The organism is Streptomyces katrae (genome assembly GCF_000717655.1).
GTDB lineage: Bacteria > Actinomycetota > Actinomycetes > Streptomycetales > Streptomycetaceae > Streptomyces > Streptomyces katrae_B.
This window is the reverse complement of record NZ_JNZY01000022.1, coordinates 79,133-106,114: the sequence shown is the minus strand read 5'-3', so window position 1 is coordinate 106,114 and position 26,982 is coordinate 79,133. Positions and strand designations below refer to the sequence as shown.

Here is a 26,982-nt window from a genome sequence, read left to right as displayed (position 1 = left end):
GCCGGCCGCGCTATAGGTCTAAACCAATTTCCGGCTACCCCTTGTCACCAGGGCCGCCGACTGATGAGCTATGCCCGGGGACACAACGGACACCCTGGGAAAGGGAGATGTCGTGAGCAATGAAAGCCTGGCCAATCTGCTCAAGGAGGAGCGGCGGTTCGCACCGCCTGCCGATCTGGCCGCCGCCGCCAATGTGACAGGGGCTGCGTACACCGAGGCCGAGGCGGACCGGCTGGGTTTCTGGGCCGCCCAGGCCCGCTGCCTGACCTGGGACGTCGAGCCGACCGAGACGCTCGACTGGACCAACCCGCCCTTCGCCAAGTGGTTCGCGGACGGCAAGCTGAACGTCGCGTACAACTGCGTGGACCGCCACGTCGAGGCCGGCAACGGCGACCGCGTCGCCATCCACTTCGAGGGCGAGCCCGGCGACAGCCGCGCGATCACCTACGCCGAGCTCAAGGACGAGGTCTCCAAGGCCGCCAACGCCCTGACCGAGCTGGGCGTCCGGGCCGGCGACCGGGTCGCGGTCTACCTGCCGATGATCCCCGAAGCCGTCGTCGCGATGCTCGCGTGCGCCCGCGTCGGCGCCGCGCACTCGGTGGTCTTCGGCGGCTTCTCCGCCGACGCCGTGGCCTCCCGCATCCAGGACGCCGACGCCAAGCTGGTCATCACCGCCGACGGCGGCTACCGCCGAGGCAAGCCCAGCGCCCTCAAGCCCGCCATCGACGAGGCCGTCGCCAAGTGCCCGCAGGTCGAGCACGTGCTCGTCGTGCAGCGCACCGGCCAGGACACCGCCTTCACCGAGGGCCGCGACGTCTGGTGGCACGAGATCGTCGGACGCCAGTCCGCCGAGCACACCCCGCAGGCCTTCGACGCCGAGCACCCGCTGTTCATCCTGTACACCTCGGGGACCACGGGCAAGCCCAAGGGCATCCTGCACACCTCCGGCGGCTACCTCACGCAGGCCGCGTACACCCACCACGCCGTCTTCGACCTCAAGCCGGAGACCGACGTCTACTGGTGCACCGCCGACATCGGCTGGGTGACCGGGCACTCGTACATCGTCTACGGGCCCCTCGCCAACGGCGCCACCCAGGTGATGTACGAGGGCACGCCGGACACCCCGCACCAGGGCCGGTTCTGGGAGGTCGTGCAGAAGTACGGCGTCACCATCCTGTACACCGCGCCCACGGCGATCCGTACGTTCATGAAGTGGGGCGACGACATCCCCGCGAAGTTCGACCTGTCGAGCCTGCGCGTGCTGGGCTCGGTCGGCGAGCCGATCAACCCCGAGGCCTGGATCTGGTACCGCAAGCACATCGGCGGCGACCGCTGCCCGATCGTGGACACCTGGTGGCAGACCGAGACCGGCGCGATGATGATCTCCCCGCTGCCCGGGGTCACCGAGACCAAGCCGGGCTCGGCGCAGCGCGCGCTGCCCGGGATCGGTGCCACGGTCGTGGACGACGAGGGCCACGAGGTCCCGAACGGCGGTGGCGGCTACCTGGTCCTCACCCAGCCGTGGCCGTCGATGCTGCGCACCATCTGGGGCGACGACCAGCGGTTCATCGACACCTACTGGTCCCGCTTCGAGGGCAAGTACTTCGCGGGCGACGGTGCCAAGAAGGACGAGGACGGCGACATCTGGCTGCTGGGCCGGGTGGACGACGTGATGCTGGTTTCCGGCCACAACATCTCGACCACCGAGGTCGAGTCGGCGCTCGTCTCCCACCCGTCGGTCGCCGAGGCGGCCGTCGTGGGCGCGAACGACGAGACGACCGGCCAGGCCATCGTGGCCTTCGTGATCCTGCGCGGCGGCGCCTCGGAGACCGACGGCCTGGTCTCGGACCTGCGCGACCACGTGGGCGCCACGCTCGGCCCGATCGCCAAGCCGAAGCGGATCCTGCCGGTGCAGGAGCTGCCGAAGACCCGCTCCGGCAAGATCATGCGGCGTCTGCTGCGCGATGTCGCGGAGAACCGGGCGGTCGGCGACGTCACGACGCTCGCGGACTCCTCGGTCATGGACCTGATCCAGAGCAAGCTGCCCAGCGCCTCCAGCGAGGACTGACAGGCCCGGTTGCGGGTGGCGGAGGGTGTCCGGTGCATCGCGCGCCGGACACCCTCCGCCCGTTTAAGGTGAAGATCACCGGATGCGACCGCGCGGCCCTGTAAAGTAGGGAAAACGTCAACATTTGACGTACTCAATCTCTCAGGGTGCGCCGGGAAGTCTGGTCGGCAACAGCGTTCGTCATGCCGTCGACCACCCGGAGGTCTCCCACCGTGGCCACGCCCAGCCCCACCGACCGTCACAGCCGCAAGTTCCCCGGCAGGCTCTCCCTGCCCGAGCGGCGCTTCGTGGCCGACGCCCTGCGCGCCGAGACCGTCGGCGGCGTGCTCCTCCTCGTGGCCGCGATCGCCGCCCTGCTGTGGGCGAACATCCCCGCCCTCTCGGAGAGCTACGCCAGCGTCCGCGACTTCCACATCGGCCCCGCCTCCCTCGGCCTCGACCTCTCGATCCAGCACTGGGCGGCCGACGGCCTGCTCGCCGTCTTCTTCTTCGTCGCCGGCATCGAGCTCAAACGCGAGCTCGTCGCGGGCGATCTGCGCGACCCCAAGGCCGCCGCCCTCCCGGTGATCGCCGCCGTCTGCGGCATGGCCGCGCCCGCGCTGGTCTACGTCCTGGTCAACACCCTGGGCGGCGGCTCGATGGACGGCTGGGCGGTCCCGACCGCCACCGACATCGCCTTCGCCCTCGCCGTGCTCGCAGTCATCGGCACCTCGCTGCCGTCCGCCCTGCGCGCCTTCCTGCTGACCCTCGCCGTCGTCGACGACCTCTTCGCCATCATGATCATCGCGGTGTTCTTCACCAGCGAGATCGACTTCCTGGCCCTCGGCGGCGCGGTCCTTGGCCTGGTCCTCTTCTGGTTCCTGCTCCGCAAGGGCGTCCACGGCTGGTACGTGTACGTCCCGCTCGCCCTGGTCATCTGGGGCCTGATGTACAACAGCGGCGTCCACGCCACCATCGCCGGCGTCGCCATGGGCCTGATGCTCCGCTGCTCGCGCAAGGAAGGCGAGCGCCAATCCCCCGGCGAGCACATCGAACACCTCGTGCGGCCCGTCTCGGCCGGGCTCGCCGTGCCGCTCTTCGCGCTGTTCTCCGCCGGGGTCTCCCTCTCCGACAAGGCGATCGCCCAGGTCTTCACCCGGCCCGAGACCCTCGGCGTCGTCCTCGGCCTGGTCGTCGGCAAGGCCGTGGGCATCTTCGGCGGCACCTGGCTGGCGGCCCGCTTCACCCGGGCGGAGCTCAACGAGGACCTGGCCTGGCCGGACGTACTCGCCGTGGCCTCCCTCGCCGGCATCGGCTTCACCGTCTCGCTCCTCATCGGCGAACTCGCCTTCACCGGCGACCAGACCCTCACCGACGAGGTCAAGGCCGCCGTCCTGTTCGGCTCCCTCATCGCCGCCGTCGTCGCGGGCGTCATGCTCAAGCTGCGCAACCGCACGTACCGGGCGCTCACCGAGGACGAGGAGCGCGACGAGGACCGCGACGGCATCCCGGACATCTACGAGCAGGACAAGCCCGAGTACCACCTGCGGATGGCGAAGATCTACGAGGAGAAGGCCGCGGAGCACCGCCGCAAGGCCGAGACCGCCGCGGCCGCCGCGCTCGAAGCGGCCACCGGGTCCAGCGCCGAGGGCGACCGTCCGGCATGATCTGAACTGACGCTGTGACGGGCGCAGGACAGCCGCCGCCCACGGTGTCGACCGCAGACGACGTCAGACGACGGCAGATGACAGAGGGAGAGAGCGATGAGCGCAGTGGACCAAGGGGCGCAAGGAGCCGAGCGCACACTCGGCCAGCTGGTCGCCTCGGCCACCGCCGAGATGTCCGCCCTGGTGCACGACGAGATCGCCCTCGCCAAGGCGGAGATCCGCCAGGACGTCAAGCGGGCGGGCATCGGCGGCACCGCCATCGGGATCGCAGGAGTGTTCGCCCTGTTCTCCCTTCCCGTGCTGAGCTTCGCCGCGGCGTACGGGATCCACAACCTCGGGCTCGGGCTCGCCTGGTCCTTCCTCATCGTCGGCGTGGCGTTCCTGCTGCTCGCGGGCCTGCTGTCGCTGATCGCCGTGTCGAAGTTCAAGAAGGTCAAGCCGCCGGAGAAGACCATCGCCTCCGTCAAGCAGACCGCGGCGCTCGTCGGAACCGTCAAGCCGCACCCGCGGTCGGTGAGTGACCAGGCCGTGGGTGTGGCACGCTCGTCCTCATGACAGCGCCCTCACCGGACTCCAGCACTCCGCCCACCGCCGCGACGGCGGTCCGGATCGATGTGCCCGGCGGGAGGGCGGTGACCCACCGGGACGTCGCGGCCAACGGGGCCCGGTTCCACGTCGCCGAGATGGGCGACGGGCCGCTGGTGCTGCTGCTGCACGGCTTTCCGCAGTTCTGGTGGACGTGGCGGCACCAGCTGACCGCGCTCGCCGACGCCGGGTACCGGGCGGTCGCGATGGACCTGCGCGGGGTGGGCGGCAGCGACCGCACCCCGCGCGGCTACGACCCCGCGAACCTGGCGCTCGACATCACCGGGGTCGTACGGTCGCTCGGCGAGCCGGACGCCGCCCTCGTGGGACACGACCTGGGCGGCTACCTCGCCTGGACCGCGGCCGTGATGCGGCCCAAGCTGGTGCGCCGGCTCGTGGTCTCCTCGATGCCGCACCCGCGGCGCTGGCGCTCGGCGATGCTGTCCGACTTCGGGCAGACGCGGGCCAGTTCGCACATCTGGGGCTTCCAGCGGCCGTTCATCCCCGAGCGGCAGCTCGTCGCCGACGACGGGGCACTCGTGGGGGAGCTGATCCGGGACTGGTCCGGGCCCCTGCCCCCCGAGGAGGCGGACCTCGGCGTCTACCGGCGGGCGATGTGCATCCCGTCCACCGCGCACTGCTCGATCGAGCCGTACCGCTGGATGATGCGGTCGATGGCCCGGCCGGACGGGCTCCAGTTCAACCGCCGGATGAAGCGGCCGGTGCGGGTGCCGACGCTGCACCTGCACGGCTCGCTCGACCCGGTGATGCGGACCCGGAGCGCGGCAGGATCCGGGGAGTACGTCGAAGCCCCGTACCGGTGGCGGCTGTTCGACGGCCTGGGGCACTTCCCCCACGAGGAGGACCCCGCCGCGTTCTCGACCGAGCTCGTGAACTGGCTCAAGGACCCCGAGCCGGACCGCTGACCATGCGCACCGTCTGACCGACTGTCAGCACGGCGGCCGGTACGACTGTCTTACGACCATTCAATTGCCTGGCGCATAGGCCAATTGGCCGCCCCGGACGGGGTTACCGACCTTGGGGCCCGGGCACAGCTCGTTGTATGGGCTGGACGCACGACTACGGTGACACCGCACGCGAACGCCGCCCGGCAGCGACGCCGGGCACACACGGGAGGTCGGGCCGGGACGGCCACGACCCCCGCCTCGGGATCCCACGCATCCTGCGCCGCCGGGCCCGCTGGGTCTCGGCCCGCCTGCGGCATCCAAGGACGTAGCCGGGCGCGGCGCCCCGGTCCGTACGGGCGAGGTGCCCGTACGGATCAGAGGGCGCAGCCCTGGCTGTCGACCCGCCGGTCGGAGACCTTCCCGATCCGGATGTCGTCGCGGACCTCGTCCGCCGTCAGCGCGTACCCGGTGTTCGGGTCGTCGAGCGACTTCGCGAAGACGACCCCGTACACCTTGCCGTCGGGCGTGAGCAGCGGCCCGCCGGAGTTGCCCTGGCGGACCGTCGCGTACAGCGAGTAGACATCCCGCCGGACGGTGCCGCGGTGGTAGATGTCCGGACCGTTGGCGTTGATCCGGCCGCGCACGCGCGCCGCGCGGACGTCGTACGAGCCGTTCTCCGGGAAGCCGGCGACGATCGCGTCGCTGCTGCTCGCCGCGTCCTTGTCGGTGAACTCCAGCGCGGGCGCCTTCAGCTTGGGCACGTCCAGGACGGCGATGTCGCGCTCCCAGTCGTAGAGCACGACCTTGCCGTCGTAGAGCTTGCCCTCGCCGCCGATCTGCACGGTCGGCTCGCCGACGCCGCCGACGACGTGCGCGTTGGTCATCACCTTGCCGGGCGCGAAGACGAAGCCCGTGCCCTCCAGGACCTTGCTGCAGCTCGGCGCGGTACCGACGACCTTCACGATCGAGCGCTTGGCCGCCTCGGCGACGGGACTGCGGGCGAGAGCCGGGTCGGGCGCCTTCACCTCGGTGATCGGCTCGTTCGAGAACGGGCTGAACACCTGCGGGAAGCCGCTGCGCGCGAGGGTGGAGCTGAAGTCCGAGAACCAGGTGTTGGCCTGCGCGGGCAGGACCCGCGAAACGCCCAGCAGCACCTTGGAATTGCGGACTTCCTTGCCCAGCGTGGGAAGTGACGTCCCCGCGAGCGCCGAGCCGATCAACCACGCGACCAGCAGCATCGCGACGACGTTGACCAGGGCCCCGCCGGTCGCGTCGACCACGCGGGCCGGCGACCACGTGATGTGGCGGCGCAGCCGGTTGCCCAGATGCGTGGTGAAGGCCTGTCCGATCGAGGCACAGACGATGATCACGACCACGGCGATCACGACGACCGTGGTGGACACCTGGGTGCCGTTGTCGGTCACCCGGTCCCAGATCAACGGGAGCAGGGACACGGCGATGAGACCACCGCCGAGGAAGCCGATCACCGACAGGATGCCGACGACGAACCCCTGGCGGTAGCCGACGATCGCAAACCAGACGGCGGCGACCAGCAACAGGATGTCCAGCACGTTCACGAGGGTCACCGTCTCATGCGTGCCAGTCGAGCGGGACCTGCCTCGATCGGTCCCAGGGGCGCTCCCACCCTGCGAAATGCAGGAGCCGGTCGATCACTCCGGCGGTAAAACCCCAGACCAGGGCCGATTCGACAGTGAAAGCGGGACCCAGATGGCCGCGCGGATGGACGGCCATGACCCGGTGATCGGGATTCGTGAGATCGGCCACGGGAACCGTGAAGACGCGGGCGGTCTCGGCCGGATCCACGACGCCGACCGGGCTGGGGTCGTGCCACCAGCCGAGCACCGGGGTCACGACGAACTCGCTGACCGGGATGTAGAGCCGCGGCAGGACGCCGAAGAGCTGGACACCGGCGGGGTCGAGCCCGGTCTCCTCCTCGGCCTCGCGCAGGGCGGCGCGCAGCGGGCCGGTGGTGTGCGGATCGCCGTCCTCCGGATCGAGGGCGCCGCCCGGGAAGGAGGGCTGACCGGGGTGCGAGCGCAGGCTCCCGGCGCGCTCCATGAGCAGCAGCTCGGGGCCGCGCGGGCCCTCGCCGAACAGGATCAGCACGGCGGACTGGCGGCCCCGGCCGTCCTCGGGCGGCAGGAAACGGCTGAGCTGGGTCGGCCGGACCGTCCGCACGGCCTCCACGACGGGATCGAGCCACCCGGGCAGGCCCTGGGTGGTGACGCGCGGGGCGCCGTGGTCCTCATACGGGGCCTCGGGCCCGGGGGCGCGAGCGCCGGGGGCCGGGGCTGCCGGACCCTGGGCCGTGGCCCGGCCGGACCGTGACGCGGCCTGCGGCTGGCCCTGCTGCGGCGGCGCGGCCGCCTGGGCCACGCTGCTCTCGTCCCGCGCTCCGCGCGTCATAGGCACCCCTGCTCCCTGCCGTTGCCGACACCGTCGCCGCCCCGAATACCGGGACAACGCAGCGCCGGGCCGGATTCGTTCCTCCGCGGGCCGCCGTGCGGCGGCCCGCGGCCGTGCTGCGTGCTCGTGCTCGTGCTGTGTGCTCGTGCTGTGTGCTCGTGCTGCGTCGTGCTTCTTGCTCAGGAGGCGGTGGAGGCCGCCTGGCCGCCGCCCAGCGGCGGGGCCGGGAGGCCCGGATAGTCCGGCGGCGGGCTCAGCCGCTGGCCGGGCTGACCGCCCTTCTCGTACTTGAGCAGCTTCTTCGCCTTCTCCGGGTCCGTCTCGCCCTCCCCGTAGGCCGGGCAGAGCGGGGCGATCGGGCAGGCGCCGCAGGCGGGCCTGCGGGCGTGGCAGATCCGGCGGCCGTGGAAGACGACGCGGTGCGAGAGCATCGTCCACTCGCTCTTCGGGAAGATCCCGCAGATCTCCGCCTCGACCTTCTCCGGATCCTCCTGCTCGGTCCACTTCCAGCGGCGGACCAGCCGGCCGAAGTGGGTGTCCACGGTGATGCCCGGGACACCGAACGCGTTGCCGAGCACCACGTTGGCCGTCTTGCGGCCCACTCCGGGCAGCGTCACGAGGTCCTCGATCCGGCCCGGTACGTTCCCGCCGAAGTTGTCCCGCAGGGCCTGCGAGAGGCCGAGGAGGGACCGCGCCTTGGCCCGGAAGAACCCGGTCGGCCGGATGAGCTCCTCCAGATCCTCGGGAACGGCCGCGGCCATGTCCTCGGGGGTCGGGTAGGCGGCGAACAGGGCCGGGGTCGTCTGGTTCACGCGCAGGTCGGTGGTCTGGGCGGACAGGACCGTGGCGACCAGCAGCTCGAAGGGATTCCGGAAGTCGAGCTCGGGATGGGCGTACGGATAGAGCTCGGCCAGCTCGCGATTGATGCGACGGGCCCGACGCACCATCGCCAGGCGCGATTCCGTTTTCTTGGCCGAAGCTTTGCCCTGGGCGCTCGGCAGGGCCTTCCGGGGCTTCCCGGACGCCTTCTGGGGGGCTTGTTCGCCCACAGCTGAATCGGGGGCGCCCGTCACTCCTGCGGACCCCTTGGCCTGTGCTCTCACCGGCTTATTGGACACCCGGCCAGCCTAAGGCCGGGCGCTGACACCCGCCTGGACCTCAGGTAACACCACTCTGATTGGCCTCTCGCCGCACAGCACGCCCGTACGTCCGGCATCCTTGTGATTGATCGCACTGTTTGAGCCGTCCGGCAAAATGGGGAGCACGGTCCCCTGAGCTGGTCGACATAGGAGAGAGACTCGTGGACGACGTTCTGCGGCGCGCCCCGCTCTTCGCGGCGCTCGATGACGAGCAGGCCGCGGAGCTCCGCGCCTCCATGGGCGAGGTGACCCTCGCACGCGGTGACGCCCTGTTCCACGAGGGCGACCCCGGCGACCGGCTGTATGTCGTGACCGAGGGCAAGGTGAAGCTGCACCGCACCTCCCCCGACGGCCGCGAGAACATGCTGGCCGTCCTCGGCCCCGGCGAGCTGATCGGCGAGCTGTCGCTCTTCGACCCCGGCCCGCGCACCGCCACCGCCACCGCCCTGACCGAGGTCAAGCTGCTCGGCCTCGGCCACGGCGACCTGCAGCCGTGGCTCAACGCCCGGCCCGAGGTCGCGACCGCGCTGCTGCGTGCGGTGGCACGGCGCCTGCGCAAGACGAACGACCAGATGTCCGACCTGGTCTTCTCCGACGTTCCCGGCCGGGTGGCGCGGGCGCTGCTCGACCTGTCGCGCCGGTTCGGCGTGCAGTCGGAGGAGGGCATCCACGTCGTGCACGACCTGACGCAGGAGGAGCTGGCCCAGCTGGTCGGCGCCTCCCGCGAGACGGTCAACAAGGCCCTCGCGGACTTCGCGGGTCGCGGGTGGCTCCGCCTGGAGGCCCGCGCAGTGATCCTGCTGGACGTGGAGCGGCTGGCGAAGCGGTCCCGCTGACGCTTTTGGTTCGCGCAGAAGGGTCCTGCCCGGTCGGGCGGGGCCCCTCTGCCGTTTACGGGTGCGGGACCGCTGCGCGAGCGGACCCCGGCTGCGCCGGGCCTCTCGGGGCTCCGCCCCGAACCCCGCGCCTCGAACTCCCGGGGGCCGGACGTGGCCGGGCGGCAGGAAGGTGGGGCCATGGAGCGCAGAGGGCTGGATGCGTACGGGTACTTCGAACGCGAGGGGTCACTCGGCCGGGTGCAGGGCGCCTTCGAGCCCGTCGTCGCCGCCGCACGCGAGCGGATCGACGAGGCGTACGGGCAGCGGCTGCACAGCGCCTACCTGTACGGGTCCGTGCCGCGCGGGACGGCGCGCCCGGGCCGCTCCGACCTCGACCTGCTCCTCGCCCTGAACCACGAGGCCGCCGACGAGGACCGGGACACCGCCGAGGTGCTGGCGCGCGGGCTCGACCAGGACTTCCCCGAGATCGACGGCGTCGGCATCCTGCTCCACGGCAAGGACACCCTGCTGAGCGAGCAGGAGCGGGACGACCTGGGCTGGTTCCTCGCCTGCCTGTGCACCCCGCTGCTCGGCGCCGACCTGGCCGAGCACCTCCCGCGCTACCGCCCGGACAGCCGGCTCGCCCGTGAGACCAACGGCGACCTGGCGGCCGTACTCCCGCGGTGGCGCGCCCGGCTGGAAGCCGCGTCGACGCCCGCCGAGTACCGCAGGCTCAGCCGGAACTTCTCCCGGCACCTGGTGCGCACCGGGTTCACCCTCGTGATGCCCCGGTGGGGCGGCTGGACGAGCGATCTCGCCGAGTCCGCGGAGATCTTCGGCCGGTACTACCCGGAGCGCGCCGCGCAGATGCGGGCCGCGGCCGCCGTGGCACTGGATCCGACCGAGGACCCGGCCGTGCTGCACGCGTACCTGGAAGACCTCGGCCCGTGGCTCGCGGACGAGTACACCGCCCGGCACGGCACGAAGACGCCCCGCTGAAGACGCGGTCAGACCCCCGTCAGGGCCTCGACCGCCTGCTTCGCCTCGAGCAGGCCCGCGCCGGTGATGCGCCGGTAGACGCGGATGGCCTCGACCGTCCGCCCGTCCCGCACGAGCGCCCGTACCTCGTCCAGCCCGGCCGGCTCCGGCTCCTCGAGGCCGAAGTGGTCCAGGAGCAGTCCCAGCTGCCGCTCCAGCCGCTCCGAGCGCCGCTCGAGGGCCTTCATGCGCAGGGTCACCGTAGAGGTGATCCACGAGGCCGTGGCGATGAGCGCGAGCAGCAGGAACAGCGTGGTCATTCAGGTCCCCCCGGGATCAGTCCGTGATCTTGAAGGTACTCGAGCTGCGCCCGTACGGACCATTCCGCGGCCGGCCACAGCGAGCGGTCCACGTCCGCGTACACGTGGGCGACGACCGCCGCGGGGGTCGTGTACCCGTTCTCCACCGCGGTCTCGACCTGGGCGAGCCGGTGCGCGCGGTGGGCCAGGTAGAACTCCACCGCGCCCTGCGCGTCGTCCAGGACCGGTCCGTGCCCCGGGAGCACCGTGTGCACGCCGTCGTCCACCGTCAGCGAGCGCAGCCGGCGCAGGGAGTCGAGGTAGTCCCCCAGGCGGCCGTCGGGGTGCGCGACGACGGTGGTGCCGCGGCCGAGGATCGTGTCGCCGGTCAGGACGGCCCGGTCGGCGGGCAGGTGGAAGCTGAGCGAGTCGGCGGTGTGGCCGGGGGTCGGGACGACGCGCAGCTCCAGCCCGCCGGTCCGGATCACGTCTCCGGCGGCCAGCCCCTCGTCGCCGAGGCGCAGGGCGGGGTCCAGGGCGCGGACCTTGGTGCCGGTGAGCTCGGCGAACCGGCCCGCGCCCTCGGCGTGGTCGGGATGGCCGTGGGTGAGGAGGGTCAGGGCGATCCGCTTGCCCGCCTGCTCGGCGGTCTCCACGACCGCGCGCAGGTGGACGTCGTCGAGGGGGCCGGGATCGATGACGACGGCCAGCTCGGAGCCGGGCTCCGAGACCAGCCAGGTGTTGGTGCCGTCCAGGGTCATCGCCGAGGCGTTGGGGGCCAGGATGTTGACCGCGCGGGCGGTGGCGGGCCCTGAGGTGACGATTCCGCGGGGCTGTCCGGGCAGAGCGGCGGCATTCGTCACGGGGTGCCTCCGGGGTGGACGCGCTTGGTGAACTCGTCGTGGCCCGGCCAGCTGAGCACCAGTTCGCCGTTCTCCAGCGAGGCCTGGGCCAGTACGGGCGTCAGGTCCTGGCCGGCGGCCGCGGTGAGGGCGTCGACGGCGCTCCCGTACGGCTCGAGGGAGCGCAGGGTGGAGATGGTGGGCGGCATCATCAGCAGCTCGCCCTCGTCGTAGCCGTCGGCGGCGTCCGCGGGGCGGATCCAGACCGTCCGGTCGGCTTCGGTGGAGGCGTTGCGGGTGCGCTGGCCCTCCGGGAGGGCGGCGACGAAGAACCAGGTGTCGTAGCGGCGGGGCTCGAACTCCGGGGTGATCCAGCGGGCCCAGGCGCCGAGCAGGTCGGAGCGCAGCCGCAGGCCGCGGCGGTCGAGGAACTCGGCGAACGACAGCTCGCGGGCGACGAGGGCCGTACGGTCGGCCTCCCAGTCGTCGCCGGTGGTGTCGCCGACGACGGTGTCGGCGGTCTCGCCGGCGAGCAGGACGCCCGCCTCCTCGAAGGTCTCGCGGACGGCGCCGCAGACGATGGCCTGGGCGGTCCGGGGGTCGGTGGCGAGGCGCGCGGCCCACTCGTCCCGGCTCGGGCCGGCCCAGCCGACGAGGTGGTCCTCGTCGCGGGGGTCGACCCCGCCGCCGGGGTAGGCGTACGCGCCGCCCGCGAAGGCCATGGAGGCCTTGCGGCGCAGCATGTGCACGACGGGGCCGTCGGGGGTGTCGCGGAGCAGCATGACGGTGGCGGCCCGTCTGGGCTCCACCGGGGTGAGGGAGCCGTCCATGAGCGCGCGGATCCGGGCGGGCCACTCGGGCGGGTACCACTGACCCCCGGCGGGGGGCTGCTGCTGACCGTGCTGACCATTCGGCATGTCGGGATGCTACGGGGATCCGGCCCGATGTTCGAGAGCCTCCGTTCGGAGGGCGGGCCGGGTCGGGGGTCCCCGCCCCGGCCTTCTCCCTGCCCCCGGGCTCGGCCCGGACCCGGAGCTCAAACGCCGGACGGGCCGGAAGCCGCAGAGGCGGCGGCGGAACGCGAACGGCCCCGGCGGGCCGCCGGACGGAGTCCGGCGCAGCGGCGCGAAGCCGGTGAGGCCCGCCAGGGCCGAAGCGCGCGAGCGGCGCGTGAGGAAAGGGAGCGGCGCGTCAGGAAGCGGAAACCTCGACCTGGATCTCGATCTCGACCGGGGCGTCCAGCGGGAGGACCGCCACACCGACGGCGCTGCGGGCGTGGACGCCCTTTTCGCCGAGTACGGCACCCAGCAGCTCGCTCGCACCGTTCAGCACGCCCGGCTGGCCGGTGAAGTCGGGGGCCGAGGCCACGAAGCCGACGACCTTCACGACACGTGCGATCTTGTCGAGGTCGCCGATCACGGACTTCACCGCGGCCAGGGCGTTCAGCGCGCAGGTCGCGGCCAGTTCCTTGGCCTGCTCCGGCGAGACCTCGGCGCCGACCTTGCCGGTGACCGGCATGCTGCCCTTGACCATCGGGAGCTGTCCCGCGGTGAACACGTACGCGCCCGACCGCACGGCCGGCTGGTACGTGGCCAGCGGCGGGACGACCTCGGGCAGGGTCAGGCCGAGCTCGGCCAGCTTCGCCTCGACAGCGCCGCTCATGCCTTCTCCCGCTTGAGGTAGGCCACGAGCTGCTCGGGGTTGTTCGGCCCGGGTACGACCTGGACGAGCTCCCAGCCGTCCTCGCCCCAGGTGTCCAGGATCTGCTTGGTGGCGTGGACCAGCAGCGGGACCGTCGCGTATTCGAACTTCTTGGTCATGGGGGCGAGCGTATCGCCTGACGGCGTGGGGGTGCCCCCGGCCGGAGGTTGGGGGAGGCTCATGCGCATGTCCGAGGGGCGAGTGGTTAGGCTCAGACGCTGTGAGCAGGCTCCAGGTGGTCAGCGGCAAGGGCGGAACCGGAAAGACCACGGTCGCCGCGGCACTCGCGCTCGCCCTCGCGCGCGAGGGCAGACGGACGCTTCTGGTGGAGGTCGAGGGCAGGCAGGGGATCGCGCAGCTCTTCGGCGCGGAGGCACTCCCGTACGAGGAGCGGAAGATCGCCGTCGCCTCGGGCGGCGGGGAGGTCTTCGCCCTGGCCATCGATGCCGAGCGGGCCCTGCTGGACTACCTCCAGATGTTCTACAAGCTCGGCTCCGCCGGCCGCGCCCTCAAGAAGCTCGGCGCCATCGACTTCGCGACGACCATCGCGCCCGGTCTGCGGGACGTACTGCTGACCGGCAAGGCGTGCGAGGCGGTCCGGCGCAAGGACAAGGCCGGCCGCTACGTCTACGACCACGTGATCATGGACGCACCGCCGACCGGACGGATCACCCGCTTCCTCAACGTCAACGACGAGGTGGCGGGGCTGGCCCGGTTCGGGCCGATCCACAACCAGGCGCAGGCCGTCATGAAGGTGCTCAAGTCTCCGGAGACGGCCGTCCACCTGGTCACTCTGCTCGAGGAGATGCCCGTCCAGGAGACCGCGGACGGGATCGCCGACCTCGAGGCGGCCGGACTGCCCGTGGGGCGGGTCGTCGTCAACATGGTGCGGCCGCACCACTTGGACGAGGACACCCTGCGCGCCGCCGCAGGCGAGCGCCGCGCGGACGTGGCCAAGGCCCTGTCCCGGGCCGGCCTGGGCGGCGCGCGCCGCGGCGGGGTCGCGGAGCGGCTGGTGGACCCGCTGCTCACGCAGGCCGCGGAGCACGCGAGCCGGGTGGAGCTGGAGCGCGCGCAGCGCACCGTACTCGCGCAGCTGGACGTGCCGACGTACGAACTCCCCCTGCTCGGCGCGGGGATGGATCTGGCCGGGCTGTACGAGCTGGCCTCGGAGCTGCGGAAGCAGGCGGGCGAGGAATGAGCGGGGCCACGACGGGCATGAAGGGGGGCGTCGGCATGGACACTCCGACGCGGCTGGCCGTGGACCGGCTGCTGGACGACCCCGGGACGCGGATCATCGTCTGCTGCGGCGCCGGCGGGGTCGGCAAGACGACCACCGCCGCGGCCCTGGGCGTGCGGGCGGCGGAGCGCGGGCGGAAGGTGGTCGTACTGACCATCGACCCGGCCCGGCGGCTCGCCCAGTCGATGGGGATCGACTCGCTGGACAACACCCCGCGCAGGGTGAAGGGGGTCGAGGGCGGCGAACTGCACGCCATGATGCTCGACATGAAGCGGACCTTCGACGAGATCGTCGAAGGTCACGCGGATGCCGAGCGGGCGGAGGCCATCCTCGCCAACCCCTTCTACCAGTCCCTGTCGGCCGGGTTCGCGGGCACGCAGGAGTACATGGCGATGGAGAAGCTGGGCCAGCTGCGGGCCCGCGACGACTGGGACCTGATCGTCGTGGACACCCCGCCGAGCCGGTCCGCGCTGGACTTCCTCGACGCGCCGAAGCGGCTGGGGTCGTTCCTGGACGGGAAGTTCATCCGGGTACTGATGGCTCCGGCGAAGGTGGGCGGCAGGGCGGGGATGAAGTTCCTCAACGTCGGCATGTCCCTGATGACCGGGACCCTCAGCAAGCTGATGGGCGCCTCGCTGCTGAAGGACGTGCAGACGTTCGTGGCGGCGATGGACACGATGTTCGGCGGTTTCCGCACCCGCGCGGACGCGACGTTCCGGCTGCTTCAGGCTCCCGGTACGGCCTTCCTGGTGGTCGCGGCGCCCGAACCGGACGCGCTGCGGGAGGCGGCGTACTTCGTGGAGCGGCTGGCCGCGGAGCAGATGCCGCTGGCCGGGCTCGTACTGAACCGGGTGCACGGCAGCGGCGCCGATCAGCTGTCCGCGGAGCGGGCGTTGGCCGCCGCAGAGAATCTTGAAGAAGGCGGCATTGTCGATCAGGAGTCCGGGAAAGCTGGACTTCGTGACCCGGACACGGAGGCCGACGCGGCGGCGGCCGACGTGGACGAGATCACCGCAAGACTGCTGCGCCTGCACGCCGAACGGATGCAGGTGATCGCGCGCGAACAGCGCACACGCGATCGCTTCACCTCGCTGCACCCCGAGGTGGCGGTGGCCGAGGTGGCCGCCCTGCCCGGCGATGTGCATGACCTCGCCGGGCTGCGGGCCATCGGAGAGCGACTCGCGGCCGGGGTTCCGGCCGGAGCATAGGCGTTCGTACGACGAATGCCTCCTGGTGAGGGGGCAGTCGTATGCGGGACCGCGCGGGTCGGTCTACCCGGCTGCCGCGTACGTCTCGTACGGAACGTCGATCTCCGCATCGACATCCACGGTGAGGATGCCCGTACTGCGCTCGTACTCCGTGCGGGCGGTTTCGAGCAGCCGTCGCCACGAGGTGACGGTGGGACGCCGGCGCAGCAATGCGCGACGTTCCCGCTCGGTCATTCCGCCCCATACTCCGAACTCGACACGATTGTCGAGCGCGTCGGCCAGGCACTCGGTCCGCACCGGACATCCGGTGCACACCGCCTTGGCCCTGTTCTGTGCCGCTCCTTGAACGAACAGTTCATCCGGATCGGTAGTGCGGCAGGCTGCCTGCGCACTCCAGTCGGTAACCCAGCCCATCCCGGCGCCGTCCTCTCCCGAATCGAGGCTCCCCCACGGCGGTAGCGGCATATTCACCGCTGCCAGTTGAGGACGTTACGGAAGGCGGGGACAGTGCAACACCCCCGACGGGCCCAATCTTGAATGGTCCGAACGGACTATGGGTAAGCGGCAGATCACCCGACGGAGTGATCCGGCGACATGCCCGACCATTCCGGCAATTCGGGTGGAATCGGCGGACCATGGACGAGCGACCGTCGGAGTGAGGGGCGAGATTCGGACATAAGTCCACCCCATTCGGGAAGGGTGAAAATCAAGCCGAGGGGTTGATGTCGCACCGCACTGCTGTGACAGTTGGGGACAGCTTAGGCCAAGGCATTCGCGCGTGTCCGGTGAATGAGAACGTAGGCTGCCCTCCATGGGAAAGAAGCGCTCGGGCGCCGGGCTCACGGGGCCGCAGCAGGCCGCCAAGTTCCTCGGGGTGTCCGTTCTCTCCGGAGTTGTGCTGGCCGGGATCGCGATCCCGGGCGCAGGCGCCCTGGGGCTCGCCGCCAAGGGCACGGTCGAGGGATTCGATGAGATCCCGGCCAATCTCAAGACACCGCCGCTGAGCCAGCGCACGACGATTCTGGACGCCGAGGGTGGCTTGATCGCCACGGTCTATTCACGGGACCGGCAGGTGGTGCCCCTCACGGCCATCTCCCCGTACATGCAGAAGGCGATCGTCGCGATCGAGGACTCGCGTTTCTACGAGCACGGCGCGGTCGACCTGAAGGGCATCCTGCGCGCGGTCAACCGCAACGCGCAGGAAGGCGGAGCCGCGCAGGGCGCGTCGACGCTGACGCAGCAGTACGTGAAGAACGTGTTCGTCGAAGAGGCCGGCGACGACGAGACCAAGGTGCGCGAGGCGCAGGAGAAGAGCCTGGGCCGCAAGATCCGCGAGCTGAAGTACTCGATCCAGGTCGAGGAGGAGCTCGGGAAGAAGAAGATCCTCGAGAACTACCTCAACATCACTTACTTCGGCCAGCAGGCATACGGGATCGAGTCCGCCGCTCAGCGCTACTTCAGCAAGCCGGCCAAGGACCTGACCCTCGACGAGTCGGCGCTGCTGGCGGGCGTCGTGCAGTCGCCGAGCCGGTTCGACCCGGTGAACGACGCGCAGGAGGGGATGAAGCGCCGCAACGTCGTCCTCCAGCGGATGGCCGACATGAAGGACATCTCGCAGGCCGAGGCGGACGAGGCGAAGAAGAAGCCGGTGACGCTGAAGGTGACGCGGCCGAAGAACGGCTGCATCACCGCGGTCAAGGGCGCGGGCTTCTTCTGCGACTACGTGCGCAACACGTTCCTGACCGACCCGGTGTTCGGCAAGACCCGCGAGGAGCGGGCCAAGCTCTGGAACCAGGGCGGCCTGACCGTGCGTACGACACTGGACCCGCAGTCTCAGGAGTCCGTCAACGAGTCGATCAAGGACCACGTCAACCAGGACGACAAGGTCGCCACGGCCGTGACCCTGGTGCAGCCGGGCACCGGCCGGGTGCTCGCCATGGGCCAGTCCAAGCCGTACGGCTTCGGCAAGAACGAGACGCAGATCAACTTCTCCGTGGACAAGCGGATGGGCGGATCGAACTTCGGCTTCCCGACCGGTTCGACCTTCAAGCCGTTCGTCGCGGCCGCCGCCCTGGAGCGCGGCGTGTCGGCGGGCAAGACGTACCCGTCCCCGCACGACATGGAGTACCCGAGCCCGGTCCAGACCTGCGGCGACAAGCCCTGGGTCAACACCTCGCACGACCGGGTGGAGAACGAGTCGGAGTCCGAGGTCGGCCCGTACGGCATGAGGGACGCGATGGCCAAGTCGGTCAACACGTACTTCGTGGAGATGATCTCCGACAACGCGCTCGGGCTCTGCCCCGTGACCGAGATGACCACCAAGCTCGGCGTGATCCCGGCCGACGGCACGAAGCTCCCCGAGGTCCCGGCGATCGCGCTCGGCACCGAGGGCATGTCCCCGCTGACCATGGCGAACGCGTACGCGACCTTCGCCAACCGCGGCGTGTACTGCACCCCCGTCGCCCTGGAGTCCATCACCGACGCGCACGGCAAGGCACTGGCCGTGCCGAAGTCCCAGTGCGACCGGGTGATGGCGGAGAAGACGGCCGACACCGTCAACACGCTGCTGCTCGGCGTGATCGACTCCGGTACGGGTACCGCCGCGGGTCTGACCGACCGGCAGAACGCGGGCAAGACCGGTACCACCGACAGCCGCTACAACGCCTGGTTCGTCGGGTACACGCCGAACATGGCGGGCGCGACGTGGGTCGGCTCGGGCGGCTCGAAGCAGGTGTCGATGGAGAACATCACCATCGGCGGCCAGTACTACGACAAGGTCTACGGCGGCGGGCTGCCCGGCCCGATCTGGAAGCAGGCGGTCTCGGGCGCGCTGGAAGGCCGGGAGGCGCCGAACTTCATCACGGTGACCATCCCGGAGAGCGGGATCCCGGCCGGTGGCGGCCGTCCCACCCCGAACCCGATCCCGAACAAGCCGGGGAAGCCCGGCAAGCCGGGCGGCGACGGCAAGCCGGGCGGCCGCCCCGGCGGCCAGACGACAGATGGGGCCACGGGCGGTGCGACGGGCGGCAGCACCCCGACCAACCCGTTCCCGGACATCAGCCTGGAACCGGGCTTCATCGGCGGCCCGGAGGGCCCGTAGACGGCACGGACAAAGGGGAGGGCCCCGCCCGCGCATCGCGCGAGCGGGGCCCTCCCTTCGCTCGTCTATGCGAGGTGCTTCTTGACGGCGGCGGCGACGCGGCCGCCCTCCGCCAGCCCGGCCACCTTCGGGTTCACGATCTTCATGACGGCACCCATGGCCCGCGGCCCCTCGGCACCCGCGGCCTTGGCCTCCTCGACGGCCTGCGCCACGATCGCGCCGAGCTCCTCGTCGCTGAGCTGCTTGGGCAGGTAGGTGTCGAGGAACTCGCCCTCCGCCGTCTCGCGCGCGGCCTGCTCGGGACGACCGCCCTGCGCGAAGGCGTCCGCGGCCTCGCGGCGCTTCTTCGCCTCCTTGGCGATCACCTTGAGGACCTCGTCGTCGGAGAGCACGCGCGCCTCCTTGCCCGCGACCTCCTCCTTGGTGATGGCAGCGAGGGTCAGGCGCAGCGTGGACGAGTGCAGCTCGTCGCGCGCCCTGATGGCGGTGGTGAGGTCTTCCTGGAGCTTGGCCTTGAGCGTGGTCATGACCTGAGTCTGCCAGGTACGGGGGCAGTTGCGCCCGCCGGTTTTCCGGGTCTGCGACCATGGGGCCATGCGTGCGCGTTACGGAACACCCCTGAAGGTCACCGCTTCGATCGCGGCAGTCGGGGCCGCCGGTGTGGCCTATGCCGCCGGTTTCGAGGCGCGGTCGTTCCGACTGCGCCGGGTCACCGTGCCGGTCCTCCCCGCCGGGATGCGCCCGCTGCGCGTACTCCAGGTCTCCGACATCCACATGGTCGGCGGGCAGCACAAGAAGCGCGCCTGGCTCCAGTCGCTGGCCGGCCTGCGCCCGGACTTCGTCGTGAACACGGGCGACAACCTCTCCGACACCGAGGGCGTCCCCGAGGTGCTGGACGCCCTGGGCCCGCTGATGTCCTTCCCGGGCGTGTACGTCTTCGGGTCGAACGACTACTACGGGCCGCGGCTGCGCAACCCCGGGCGCTACCTGATCGAGAAGGTCCAGGGGCGGCACGGGCTGAACGGCAACAAGCCGGTCGTCGGCGCCGTGCACAACCCGTGGGAGGAGATGCGGGACGCCTTCGACGCGGCGGGCTGGGTGAACCTCAGCAACACGCGCGGCCGCCTGAAACTGCCCGACCTGGAGCTGGCCTTCACCGGCCTGGACGACCCGCACATCAAGCGCGACCGCTACGAGCGGGTCGCGGGCGGGCCGGAGGTGGACGCCGATTTCTCGATGGCCGTCGTGCACGCCCCGTACCTGCGGGTGCTGGAGTCCTTCACCGCGGACCGGTACCCGCTGATCCTGGCGGGGCACACGCACGGCGGTCAGCTGTGCATCCCCTTCTACGGGGCGCTCGTCACCAACTGCGACCTGGACACGAAGCGGGTGAAGGGGCTCTCCACGTACGAGACGGACGGCAAGCGGGCCTACCTCCACGTCTCGGCGGGCTGCGGCACGAACCGCTACACCCCGGTCCGCTTCGCCTGCCCCCCGGAGGCCACGCTCCTCACCCTGACCCCGAAGGCCTAGCCGCCGCCCGCCCCGGTGACCTGCGCCTTCCCGGCCCCGGACCCGGCGCGGGTCACGGCGGACCGGCCCCGCCCCACCCCTCGCGAAAACCGGATTTCGTCTCCGGCCGAGGGTCCGCTAAAGTAATCGATGTCGCCAGGACAGCAAACGCTGCAAGGCGGCGATCGGGGTGTAGCGCAGCTTGGCAGCGCGCTTCGTTCGGGACGAAGAGGTCGTGGGTTCAAATCCCGCCACCCCGACTTCGTAAGACCAGGTCAAGGGCCTGATCCACTCAGTGGATCAGGCCCTTCCTGCGTTTCCGGGGGCCGGCTGGCAGGAATCCGGGAGACGATCTTGGCCGGGCCCGGCAAGACCGCCCCGTGCCGTCGCACGCGTGGCTCGCCCAGGACGATCACTTCGCGCCGCACTTCCCCTTGATCCTCGTGCCGATCCGCTGCGCCCCCCGGCGGTCGGCTGGCACCGCGACCTGTGGACCCAGCCGGATCTCGTCGGCCACCTGCGCCTCAACGCCGCCCGCGCGGGCCGGGACGCCCGGGCGCCACCCTCGCGCCACCGGGGCAACACCGGGGCGGTGGATGCTCTTCAACAGCAAATGACCACTGACGCCGAGCGGAGGTGAAAGAAATGAAGGTTTACATCAAGCCGGAGGCCAAGAAGGTCGACCAGGGCACCATCGTCGCCGCTGTCCGCTAGTAGCGACCCACATGCCACGCCTCCCGGACCGGGGGGCGTGGCATGTCCGCTCCAGTCACCACGTCACAGGGGAATCGGAAGCCATATGTGCGGAATTGCAGGATTCGCCCACACCGACGGAAGCGCCCTCGCGGGGTCGGCCGACGCAATTCTCCGCGACATGGCCCATGCGCTGCGGCCGCGCGGGCCGGACGACATGCAGTTCCACCACACCGGGCCGGCATGCATGTCCTTCACACGGCTCGCGCTGATCGACCCCGAGGGCGGACGGCAGCCGTTCATCAGCGAGGACGGGAACGTCATCCTCGCGGCGAACGGGGAGATCTACAACTACCGCGAGTTGCGGAAGGGGTTCGAGGGGCGGGTTCGCTTCCGGAGTGAGAGTGACTGCGAGGTCCTGCTTCACCTGTACTTGGAGAAGGGGCTCGCGTTTCTTGACGACGTGCGGGGGATGTTCGGCATCGCCGTCATCGACCTGCGGGAGCAGCGGCTGCTGCTCGCCCGTGACCGGCTCGGCATCAAGCCGCTGTTCGTCCACCGCAACCGCGACACCGTGCTCTTCGGCTCCGAGGTCAAGGCCCTCTTCGCGCACCCCGACTGTCCGCGCGAGCTCGACTGGGCGCGTGCCCTCGCCGACCAGGGGCTCAGCTCCGCGCCGGTGATGACCGACGACGAGCCCGTCAGCTGGTTCAAGGGCGTGGATCACGTGCCGTCCGGGGCGATCGTCGACATCAGCCTGCGCGGCGGGGCCACGCGCGTGCACCGGTACTGGGAGCTGCCCGCGCCGGCCGAAGCCGACGCCCTCCCCGAGAGCTTCTTCGTGCAGAGCATGGGCGACCTGCTCGCCTCCTCCGTGCGGGAGTGCCTGATCGCCGACGCCGAGATCGGCGTCTTTCTCAGCGGCGGGCTCGACTCCGCGGCCATCACCGCCCTCGCGGCGCACACCGGGCTGCACACGTTCTCCGCGCTGACCGGCGCCACCGTCGTCAACAAGGACGCGCAGTACGCCCGCGCCACCGCCGACCTGCTCGGACTGCCCAACCACCAGGTGGCCTTCCGGGCCGACCGGGTGCCCTCGCCCGACGAGTGGCGGCGCCTGCTGTGGCTGATGGAGACGCCGCAGTGCGGGCCGGAGCAGTTCTACAAGAGCGAGATGTATCGTTTCGCCCGCGCCGAGCGGCCCGAGCTCAAGGCGATCCTGCTGGGCTCCGGCGCCGACGAGTTCAGCGGCGGCTACAGCGTCGCGCTCTCCGGCGGCGGCGACTGGGAGGACTTCGAGGGCAACCTGCGCACGATGGCCCGCCGCAAGGCCCTCGGCTCGCAGTCCTCCGTCTCCGTCTGGTGGGAGGGCACCGACCTGCCGCTGCTCAGCGACGACGCCGTCGGCGCGTACGCACCCGGCGCGGTGGACGACCCGTACGGCTCCTACCTGGCCTGGAAGTTCCGGGACATGCAGCAGTACAACTTCTGGGTCGAGGACCGCACCGCCTCCGGCAACGGCGTCGAGGCCCGCGTCCCCTTCCTGGACCACCGGATCATCGAGCTGCTGGCGACCGTGCCGCGCTCCTACCGCAAGCGGCTGTTCTGGGACAAGCAGGTCATCCGCGAGGCCGTACGGGACATCCTGCCCGCCGAGGTGATCGGCCGGCCCAAGCTCGCCTTCTACGAGGGCGAGGGCGTGCGCCACACGCACCGCACCTTCACCCGGATGCTCGGCCGGAACGGGGACGAGCTCGTGGAGCAGGCCCTGTCCTCGCCGCGCGCCGCCCAGTACCTCGACGGCGCGAACATCCACCGCGCCCTGCGCCGGCTGGAGCGGGACCAGAGCTCCGGGCACGTCGAACTGCTGATGCGCGTGGTCAACCTGGGCCTCCTCGACCTGATGGCCGTGGACGTCCCGGGCAGCCGGGCGCCGTCCGGGCCCGCCCCGTACGAGCTGCAGGTCACGGACTTCGAGGGCCCCGAGGTCCAGGAGCTGTTCCCGCAGGCGCGGATCGAGGACACCTCGGTGTTCCGCCTCGCCGAGGGCGTGCTCGTACTCGACGACGCGGCGGAGGCGAACACCTCGTACGTCCTGGTCGACGGCGGGATCCGGTTCGTCATCGACCACCTGACCCACGCGGACTGGCTGCGGCTGCTGCGTGGATTCGACGGGCGCCGGCCGCTGTCGGAGGCGCTCGCCGCCGCCGGCTGCGAGCTCGACGCGATGCGACCGCTGCTGGACGGATCGCTTGAAGCGGGCCTGCTGGAGACGGTCGACAGCGCCTGAGAACGCGGTGCGGGCACCGCGCCGTTCGGTCCCCCCATTGGAAATCGGCATCCGGATGTGGATGTACGGAAGTAATCACGAGTGAGGTCACCCCGATGACAGCCCATCTCTACTGGGACGAGGTCTGGCGCACCGACAGCGGGCGCACAGGCGACTGGTCGCGGCCGCACCCGTGGGTCGTGGACGAGGCCGCCCGGCTGCAGAAGCTCGGCGCCGTGGACGTACTGGACCTCGGCTGCGGCGTCGGCCGGCACGCCCTCTGGTTCGCGGAGGCCGGGTTCACCAGCTCCGGCACCGACGCCAGCGAGGCCGCCGTCCGGGCGGCCCGCGACGAGAGCGTCAAGCGCGGGGTGCAGGTCGGCCTCGAAGTCGGCGACTTCGGCGAACTTCCGTACGCGGACGACAGCTTCGACTACGTCCTCGCCTTCAACGTGGTCTACCACAACGACGAGCCCGGACTCGCGAAGGTGCTCGACGAGGTCCGGCGCGTGCTGCGCCCGGGCGGCATCTACCAGTCCACGATGCTCTCCAAGCGCAACGGGGAGTACGGGCGCGGCAACGAGGTGAGCCCGAACACCTTCCGCCAGCCCGGGGCCACCGACGACAAGGTGCATCCGCACATGTACGTGGACGCGGCCGACCTGCTGCGCCTGCACGCGGGGTTCCGGCTGCTCAGCGCCACCGACGCCGAGCACGCCAAGCCGGGCTCCTTCCACTGGCACTGCGTCTTCGAGTTGCCCGGGGAGGACGTGGCCGGCACCAACCACGGCCTCTTCGCGCAGAGGGCCGGGGAATAGTGTCGAAGGCGGCGCGACTGCGCGAGTTGCTGGAGCGTGAAGAGATAGCGCGGATCGTCGGATCCCGGGACGCGCTGACGGCCCTGCTCGTCGAGGAGGCGGGCTTCGACGGCCTTTGGGCGTCGAGCTTCGAGATCTCCGCGTCCCGGGCCCTGCCCGACCTGGGCCTGCTGACCATGTCCGAGCTGCTCGAAGCCTCCTCGCACGTCAACCAGGCGACCTCGCTGCCGCTGCTGGCGGACTGCGACACCGGCTTCGGCGGCAACATCAACGTCGTCCGTACGGTCCGCCAGTTCGAGGCGGCGGACATCGGCGGCATCTGCCTCGAGGACAAGGTGTTCCCCAAGCGGAACAGCTTCCTCGGCGGCGGCCAGAACCTCGAGGACGCGGACGAGTTCGCCGGCCGGATCCAGGCCGCCGTACGGGCCCGGACCGACCGGGACTTCAGCGTCGTCGCCCGGGTCGAGGCGCTCATCGCCGGGGCCGGGCTCGACGAGGCACTGCGCCGCGCCCACCTGTACGCGGACGCGGGCGCCGACGCCATCCTGATCCATTCCAAGGAGTCCACGCCGGCCGAGATCGTGGAGTTCCTCCAGGTCTGGCAGGCCCGTACGCCCGTGGTCGTCGTACCGACCACCTATCCGCACTGGGACCTCGCCGAGGCGCAGGCAGCGGGAGTCTCGATGGTGATCTACGCGAACCACGCGCTGCGCGCCTCGGTCTCCGCGATGCGCGACGTCCTCGGGGAGATCCGGCTGCAGGGCGGGACCGGCGGGGTCGAGGACGCCATCGCCCCGATGAAGGAGCTGTTCGGTCTCACGCAGGTCAACCGGTGGGAGGAGTGGAGCGCATGATCAGCGCCGAGTTCTTCTGCGCGGAGCTGGACCGCCGCGGGTACGGGTTCTTCAGCGGGGTTCCCTGCTCCTTCCTCAAGGGCCCGTTCGCGCTGCTGGAGCAGCGGGACAGCTACGTACCGGCGCCCAACGAAGGCATCGCCCTGTCCATGGCCGCCGGCGCCGAGCTGGGCGGGACCAGGGCCGTGGTGCTGGCCCAGAACTCGGGGCTGGGCAATCTCCTCGACCCGCTCACCTCGCTGACCATGGCGTACGAGATCCCGCTGCTGCTCTTCGTCAGCCTGCGGGGCTGGCCGAGCGCCGAGGACGACGAGCCGCACCACGCGGCCATGGGCGCCGGGACCATCGGCGTGCTCGAGTCCGTCGGGGTCGCCCACGGCATCCTCGACCCGGCCGAGGAGAGCCTGGGCGGGCTCCTCGACCGCGCGGAGGAGGCCCGCCGCGAGAACCGGTCGTTCGTCGTCCTCGTACCGGCGAAGACCGTCGACGCCCATCCGGTGCCGGCGGCCGCCTCGGACGCGGAGATGGACCGGCGGGAAGCGGTGTCCGCCATCGCCGGTCACCTGGGCGACGCGCTGGTCTACAGCACCACCGGCATGATCAGCCGGGAGCTGTTCGGGATCGTCGACAACCCGCGGAACTTCTACATGCAGGGCTCCATGGGGCACGCCATCGGGCTCGGCCTGGGCACGGCCCTGAACCGCCCCGACCAGCAGGTCGTGGTCATCGACGGCGACGGCGCGGCGGTGATGCACCTCGGCGGGCTCGCGCTCGTCGGCGAGCGGCGCCCGGCGAACCTGACCCACTTCGTGCTCGACAACGGCGCGTACGACTCCACCGGCGGCCAGCGCACCCGCGATGTGGCCATGCGCTGGGACGAGTTGGCGCTCGCGGCCGGATACCGCACGGGACGGGTCTGCCGCACGGCCAAGGAAGTCACCGCGCACATGGCCGAGATCGAGGGGGTGCCCGGCCCGCACCTGGTGGCCCTGCACATCGGCAGGGGTGGGGCCACCCCGCCGCGGGTAACGTCGGCGCACACCAACGCCGAGGTCAGGGCCCGCTTCCAGGCCGCGGCGACCGCCTCCCGGAAGGACGACCTGCCGTGACCACCGTCATCGCCCACGTCAGCGATCTGCACCTGGACCTCTCGGAGCGCGCCACGCAGCGCGCACTGACGGTCATGGACTACCTGCGCGGCCTCCCCGGCCCCCTGGACGCCGTCCTCGTCTCCGGGGACATCGCCGACCACGGGACGGCCGACGAGTACGCGCAGGCCCGCAAGCTGTTCGACCTGCCGTACCCGGTGCTGGTCCTGCCCGGCAACCACGACGAGCGCGGTGCGTTCCGCACCGGCCTGCTCGACGGCGAGCCGGAGGACGAGGAGCTGAACCAGGTCGTCCGCACGCCCGGAGCCGTGTTCGTGCTGTGCGACTCGACGATCCCGGGCAGCGACGAGGGTCTGCTCAGCGACCAGACCCTGCGGTGGCTCGACGAGACGCTGACCGCCGAGGGCGGCGAACTGCCCGTCTTCGTCTGCTTCCACCACCCGCCGGTCGACCTGCACACCCCGTACGTGGACCGGGTCCGGCAGTTCGGCGAGGAGCGCCTCGCCGCGGTACTGGAACGGCACCCGCAGGTCGTGGCCCTGCTGTGCGGCCATGCGCACGTCGCCGCGGCCACGACGTTCGCGGGCCTTCCGCTGCTGGTGGCGCCCGGGGTGGCCTCGACCGTCCCGCTGCCCTTCGAGGGCCGGCCCGCCGTGGACTACGAGCTGGCCCCGGCGCTGGCGTTCCACGTGCTCGACGACCGGCGGCGGCTGGTCACGCACTACCGGGCGCTCGGCCGGCCGCATCCCGACCACTGAGAGAAGGCTG

At 71.1% G+C, this 26,982-nt stretch carries 25 protein-coding genes and 1 tRNA gene; 16 read left to right on the top strand and 10 right to left on the bottom strand.

The window, feature by feature from the left end; genetic code table 11:
* Positions 1-70: 70 nt before the first annotated feature.
* The 4 genes from acs (at position 71) to IF09_RS0124910 (ending at position 5,225) form a co-directional block, all read left to right on the top strand.
* Positions 71-2,068, top strand: a complete 1,998-nt coding sequence (gene acs / locus IF09_RS0124925; RefSeq protein ID WP_078613431.1) for an acetate--CoA ligase — start codon at positions 71-73, stop codon at positions 2,066-2,068.
* 212 nt (positions 2,069-2,280) lie between these two features.
* Complete coding sequence (gene nhaA / locus IF09_RS0124920) at positions 2,281-3,714, top strand: Na+/H+ antiporter NhaA (RefSeq protein ID WP_030299299.1); 1,434 nt, start codon at positions 2,281-2,283, stop codon at positions 3,712-3,714.
* A 96-nt stretch (positions 3,715-3,810) separates the two neighbouring features.
* Entirely contained in the window at positions 3,811-4,269 is a 459-nt protein-coding gene (locus IF09_RS0124915) for a phage holin family protein (protein ID WP_030299297.1), read from the top strand.
* Entirely contained in the window at positions 4,266-5,225 is a 960-nt protein-coding gene (locus tag IF09_RS0124910) for an alpha/beta fold hydrolase (RefSeq protein ID WP_030299296.1), read from the top strand. Before IF09_RS0124915 ends, IF09_RS0124910 begins: the two co-directional genes overlap by 4 nt.
* Positions 5,226-5,581: 356 nt before the next feature.
* Here IF09_RS0124910 and IF09_RS0124905 read toward each other — a convergent pair whose 3' ends face one another.
* From IF09_RS0124905 to nth, 3 genes are all read right to left on the bottom strand, one after another.
* Positions 5,582-6,784, bottom strand: a complete 1,203-nt coding sequence (locus IF09_RS0124905; protein ID WP_030299293.1) for a MarP family serine protease — start codon at positions 6,782-6,784, stop codon at positions 5,582-5,584.
* Positions 6,785-6,797: 13 nt separating this feature from the next.
* Positions 6,798-7,634, bottom strand: coding sequence for an NUDIX hydrolase (locus tag IF09_RS0124900; protein WP_078613430.1), 837 nt, complete (start codon positions 7,632-7,634; stop codon positions 6,798-6,800).
* A gap of 179 nt (positions 7,635-7,813) precedes the next feature.
* Positions 7,814-8,581 carry an endonuclease III gene (nth, locus tag IF09_RS0124895; RefSeq protein ID WP_418953073.1) on the bottom strand — a complete coding sequence of 256 codons (768 nt, stop codon included), beginning with the start codon at positions 8,579-8,581 and terminating at the stop codon, positions 7,814-7,816.
* A 353-nt stretch (positions 8,582-8,934) separates the two neighbouring features.
* On the opposite strand from nth, the gene IF09_RS0124890 reads away from it, so the two are divergent.
* Both IF09_RS0124890 and IF09_RS0124885 read left to right on the top strand, forming a co-directional pair.
* A complete protein-coding gene (locus IF09_RS0124890; RefSeq protein WP_003981529.1) occupies positions 8,935-9,609 on the top strand; it encodes a Crp/Fnr family transcriptional regulator in 675 nt (224 codons plus the stop codon).
* A 180-nt stretch (positions 9,610-9,789) separates the two neighbouring features.
* Positions 9,790-10,590 (top strand): nucleotidyltransferase domain-containing protein, encoded by an 801-nt coding sequence (locus IF09_RS0124885; RefSeq protein ID WP_030299288.1) that lies wholly within the window; start codon positions 9,790-9,792, stop codon positions 10,588-10,590.
* A gap of 8 nt (positions 10,591-10,598) precedes the next feature.
* Here the strand turns inward: IF09_RS0124885 and IF09_RS0124880 are convergent, their stop codons facing one another.
* From IF09_RS0124880 to IF09_RS44815, 5 genes are all read right to left on the bottom strand, one after another.
* The gene (locus IF09_RS0124880) at positions 10,599-10,889 is read right to left on the bottom strand and encodes a hypothetical protein (RefSeq protein WP_030299287.1); all 291 of its coding nucleotides are present in this window, start codon (positions 10,887-10,889) and stop codon (positions 10,599-10,601) included.
* Positions 10,886-11,731, bottom strand: coding sequence for an MBL fold metallo-hydrolase (locus IF09_RS0124875; RefSeq protein ID WP_030299285.1), 846 nt, complete (start codon positions 11,729-11,731; stop codon positions 10,886-10,888). Before IF09_RS0124875 ends, IF09_RS0124880 begins: the two co-directional genes overlap by 4 nt.
* Positions 11,728-12,627 (bottom strand): NUDIX hydrolase, encoded by a 900-nt coding sequence (locus tag IF09_RS0124870; RefSeq protein WP_030299284.1) that lies wholly within the window; start codon positions 12,625-12,627, stop codon positions 11,728-11,730. The genes IF09_RS0124875 and IF09_RS0124870 overlap by 4 nt, the downstream gene beginning before the upstream one ends.
* Positions 12,628-12,901: 274 nt before the next feature.
* Entirely contained in the window at positions 12,902-13,372 is a 471-nt protein-coding gene (locus tag IF09_RS0124865) for a RidA family protein (protein WP_030299282.1), read from the bottom strand.
* The gene (locus tag IF09_RS44815) at positions 13,369-13,530 is read right to left on the bottom strand and encodes a DUF4177 domain-containing protein (RefSeq protein WP_007264966.1); all 162 of its coding nucleotides are present in this window, start codon (positions 13,528-13,530) and stop codon (positions 13,369-13,371) included. The genes IF09_RS0124865 and IF09_RS44815 overlap by 4 nt, the downstream gene beginning before the upstream one ends.
* 101 nt (positions 13,531-13,631) lie before the next feature.
* Here IF09_RS44815 and IF09_RS0124855 point away from each other — a divergent pair, with 101 nt between their 5' ends.
* Together IF09_RS0124855 and IF09_RS0124850 are read left to right on the top strand one after the other, a co-directional pair.
* Positions 13,632-14,612, top strand: coding sequence for an ArsA family ATPase (locus IF09_RS0124855; RefSeq protein WP_030299280.1), 981 nt, complete (start codon positions 13,632-13,634; stop codon positions 14,610-14,612).
* A 35-nt stretch (positions 14,613-14,647) separates the two neighbouring features.
* Positions 14,648-15,859, top strand: a complete 1,212-nt coding sequence (locus tag IF09_RS0124850) for an ArsA family ATPase (protein ID WP_030299278.1) — start codon at positions 14,648-14,650, stop codon at positions 15,857-15,859.
* Positions 15,860-15,922: 63 nt separating this feature from the next.
* Here IF09_RS0124850 and IF09_RS0124845 read toward each other — a convergent pair whose 3' ends face one another.
* A complete protein-coding gene (locus IF09_RS0124845; RefSeq protein WP_030299276.1) occupies positions 15,923-16,273 on the bottom strand; it encodes a WhiB family transcriptional regulator in 351 nt (116 codons plus the stop codon).
* A gap of 397 nt (positions 16,274-16,670) precedes the next feature.
* Here IF09_RS0124845 and IF09_RS0124840 point away from each other — a divergent pair, with 397 nt between their 5' ends.
* Positions 16,671-18,959: a transglycosylase domain-containing protein gene (locus tag IF09_RS0124840; RefSeq protein ID WP_030299275.1), complete on the top strand. Its 2,289-nt coding sequence runs from the start codon at positions 16,671-16,673 to the stop codon at positions 18,957-18,959.
* A 65-nt stretch (positions 18,960-19,024) separates the two neighbouring features.
* Here the strand turns inward: IF09_RS0124840 and IF09_RS0124835 are convergent, their stop codons facing one another.
* The gene (locus tag IF09_RS0124835) at positions 19,025-19,486 is read right to left on the bottom strand and encodes a GatB/YqeY domain-containing protein (protein ID WP_030299274.1); all 462 of its coding nucleotides are present in this window, start codon (positions 19,484-19,486) and stop codon (positions 19,025-19,027) included.
* 67 nt (positions 19,487-19,553) lie between these two features.
* On the opposite strand from IF09_RS0124835, the gene IF09_RS0124830 reads away from it, so the two are divergent.
* The 7 genes from IF09_RS0124830 to IF09_RS0124795 all read left to right on the top strand — a co-directional run bounded on the left by IF09_RS0124830 (position 19,554) and on the right by IF09_RS0124795 (position 26,972).
* Positions 19,554-20,492 carry a metallophosphoesterase gene (locus IF09_RS0124830; RefSeq protein ID WP_030299273.1) on the top strand — a complete coding sequence of 313 codons (939 nt, stop codon included), beginning with the start codon at positions 19,554-19,556 and terminating at the stop codon, positions 20,490-20,492.
* A 165-nt stretch (positions 20,493-20,657) separates the two neighbouring features.
* Positions 20,658-20,731 (top strand) — tRNA-Pro (locus IF09_RS0124825).
* A 539-nt stretch (positions 20,732-21,270) separates the two neighbouring features.
* A complete protein-coding gene (asnB, locus tag IF09_RS0124815; protein ID WP_063607421.1) occupies positions 21,271-23,454 on the top strand; it encodes an asparagine synthase (glutamine-hydrolyzing) in 2,184 nt (727 codons plus the stop codon).
* Between the two features lie 95 nt (positions 23,455-23,549).
* On the top strand, positions 23,550-24,251 hold the full coding sequence (locus IF09_RS0124810; RefSeq protein WP_051832843.1) for a class I SAM-dependent methyltransferase: 702 nt from the start codon (positions 23,550-23,552) through the stop codon (positions 24,249-24,251).
* On the top strand, positions 24,251-25,105 hold the full coding sequence (locus IF09_RS0124805) for an isocitrate lyase/phosphoenolpyruvate mutase family protein (protein ID WP_051832842.1): 855 nt from the start codon (positions 24,251-24,253) through the stop codon (positions 25,103-25,105). Before IF09_RS0124810 ends, IF09_RS0124805 begins: the two co-directional genes overlap by 1 nt.
* Positions 25,102-26,214, top strand: coding sequence for a phosphonopyruvate decarboxylase (gene aepY, locus IF09_RS0124800; protein WP_030299266.1), 1,113 nt, complete (start codon positions 25,102-25,104; stop codon positions 26,212-26,214). The genes IF09_RS0124805 and aepY overlap by 4 nt, the downstream gene beginning before the upstream one ends.
* The gene (locus tag IF09_RS0124795; protein ID WP_030299265.1) at positions 26,211-26,972 is read left to right on the top strand and encodes a metallophosphoesterase; all 762 of its coding nucleotides are present in this window, start codon (positions 26,211-26,213) and stop codon (positions 26,970-26,972) included. The genes aepY and IF09_RS0124795 overlap by 4 nt, the downstream gene beginning before the upstream one ends.
* Positions 26,973-26,982 lie beyond the last annotated feature (10 nt).

What these genes read in the sequence shown, in the direction of transcription:
- acs (WP_078613431.1), top strand. Translation starts at nt 71, where the DNA reads ATGCCCGGGGACACAACGGACACCCTGGGAAAGGGAGATGTCGTGAGC.
- IF09_RS0124915 (WP_030299297.1), top strand. Translation starts at nt 3,811, where the DNA reads ATGAGCGCAGTGGACCAAGGGGCGCAAGGAGCCGAGCGCACACTCGGC.
- IF09_RS0124910 (WP_030299296.1), top strand. Translation starts at nt 4,266, where the DNA reads ATGACAGCGCCCTCACCGGACTCCAGCACTCCGCCCACCGCCGCGACG.
- IF09_RS0124900 (WP_078613430.1), bottom strand. Translation starts at nt 7,634, where the DNA reads ATGACGCGCGGAGCGCGGGACGAGAGCAGCGTGGCCCAGGCGGCCGCG.
- nth (WP_418953073.1), bottom strand. Translation starts at nt 8,581, where the DNA reads ATGGTGCGTCGGGCCCGTCGCATCAATCGCGAGCTGGCCGAGCTCTAT.
- IF09_RS0124885 (WP_030299288.1), top strand. Translation starts at nt 9,790, where the DNA reads ATGGAGCGCAGAGGGCTGGATGCGTACGGGTACTTCGAACGCGAGGGG.
- IF09_RS0124880 (WP_030299287.1), bottom strand. Translation starts at nt 10,889, where the DNA reads ATGACCACGCTGTTCCTGCTGCTCGCGCTCATCGCCACGGCCTCGTGG.
- IF09_RS0124870 (WP_030299284.1), bottom strand. Translation starts at nt 12,627, where the DNA reads ATGCCGAATGGTCAGCACGGTCAGCAGCAGCCCCCCGCCGGGGGTCAG.
- IF09_RS0124865 (WP_030299282.1), bottom strand. Translation starts at nt 13,372, where the DNA reads ATGAGCGGCGCTGTCGAGGCGAAGCTGGCCGAGCTCGGCCTGACCCTG.
- IF09_RS44815 (WP_007264966.1), bottom strand. Translation starts at nt 13,530, where the DNA reads ATGACCAAGAAGTTCGAATACGCGACGGTCCCGCTGCTGGTCCACGCC.
- IF09_RS0124850 (WP_030299278.1), top strand. Translation starts at nt 14,648, where the DNA reads ATGGACACTCCGACGCGGCTGGCCGTGGACCGGCTGCTGGACGACCCC.
- IF09_RS0124845 (WP_030299276.1), bottom strand. Translation starts at nt 16,273, where the DNA reads ATGGGCTGGGTTACCGACTGGAGTGCGCAGGCAGCCTGCCGCACTACC.
- IF09_RS0124840 (WP_030299275.1), top strand. Translation starts at nt 16,671, where the DNA reads ATGGGAAAGAAGCGCTCGGGCGCCGGGCTCACGGGGCCGCAGCAGGCC.
- IF09_RS0124835 (WP_030299274.1), bottom strand. Translation starts at nt 19,486, where the DNA reads ATGACCACGCTCAAGGCCAAGCTCCAGGAAGACCTCACCACCGCCATC.
- IF09_RS0124830 (WP_030299273.1), top strand. Translation starts at nt 19,554, where the DNA reads ATGCGTGCGCGTTACGGAACACCCCTGAAGGTCACCGCTTCGATCGCG.
- asnB (WP_063607421.1), top strand. Translation starts at nt 21,271, where the DNA reads ATGTGCGGAATTGCAGGATTCGCCCACACCGACGGAAGCGCCCTCGCG.
- IF09_RS0124810 (WP_051832843.1), top strand. Translation starts at nt 23,550, where the DNA reads ATGACAGCCCATCTCTACTGGGACGAGGTCTGGCGCACCGACAGCGGG.
- aepY (WP_030299266.1), top strand. Translation starts at nt 25,102, where the DNA reads ATGATCAGCGCCGAGTTCTTCTGCGCGGAGCTGGACCGCCGCGGGTAC.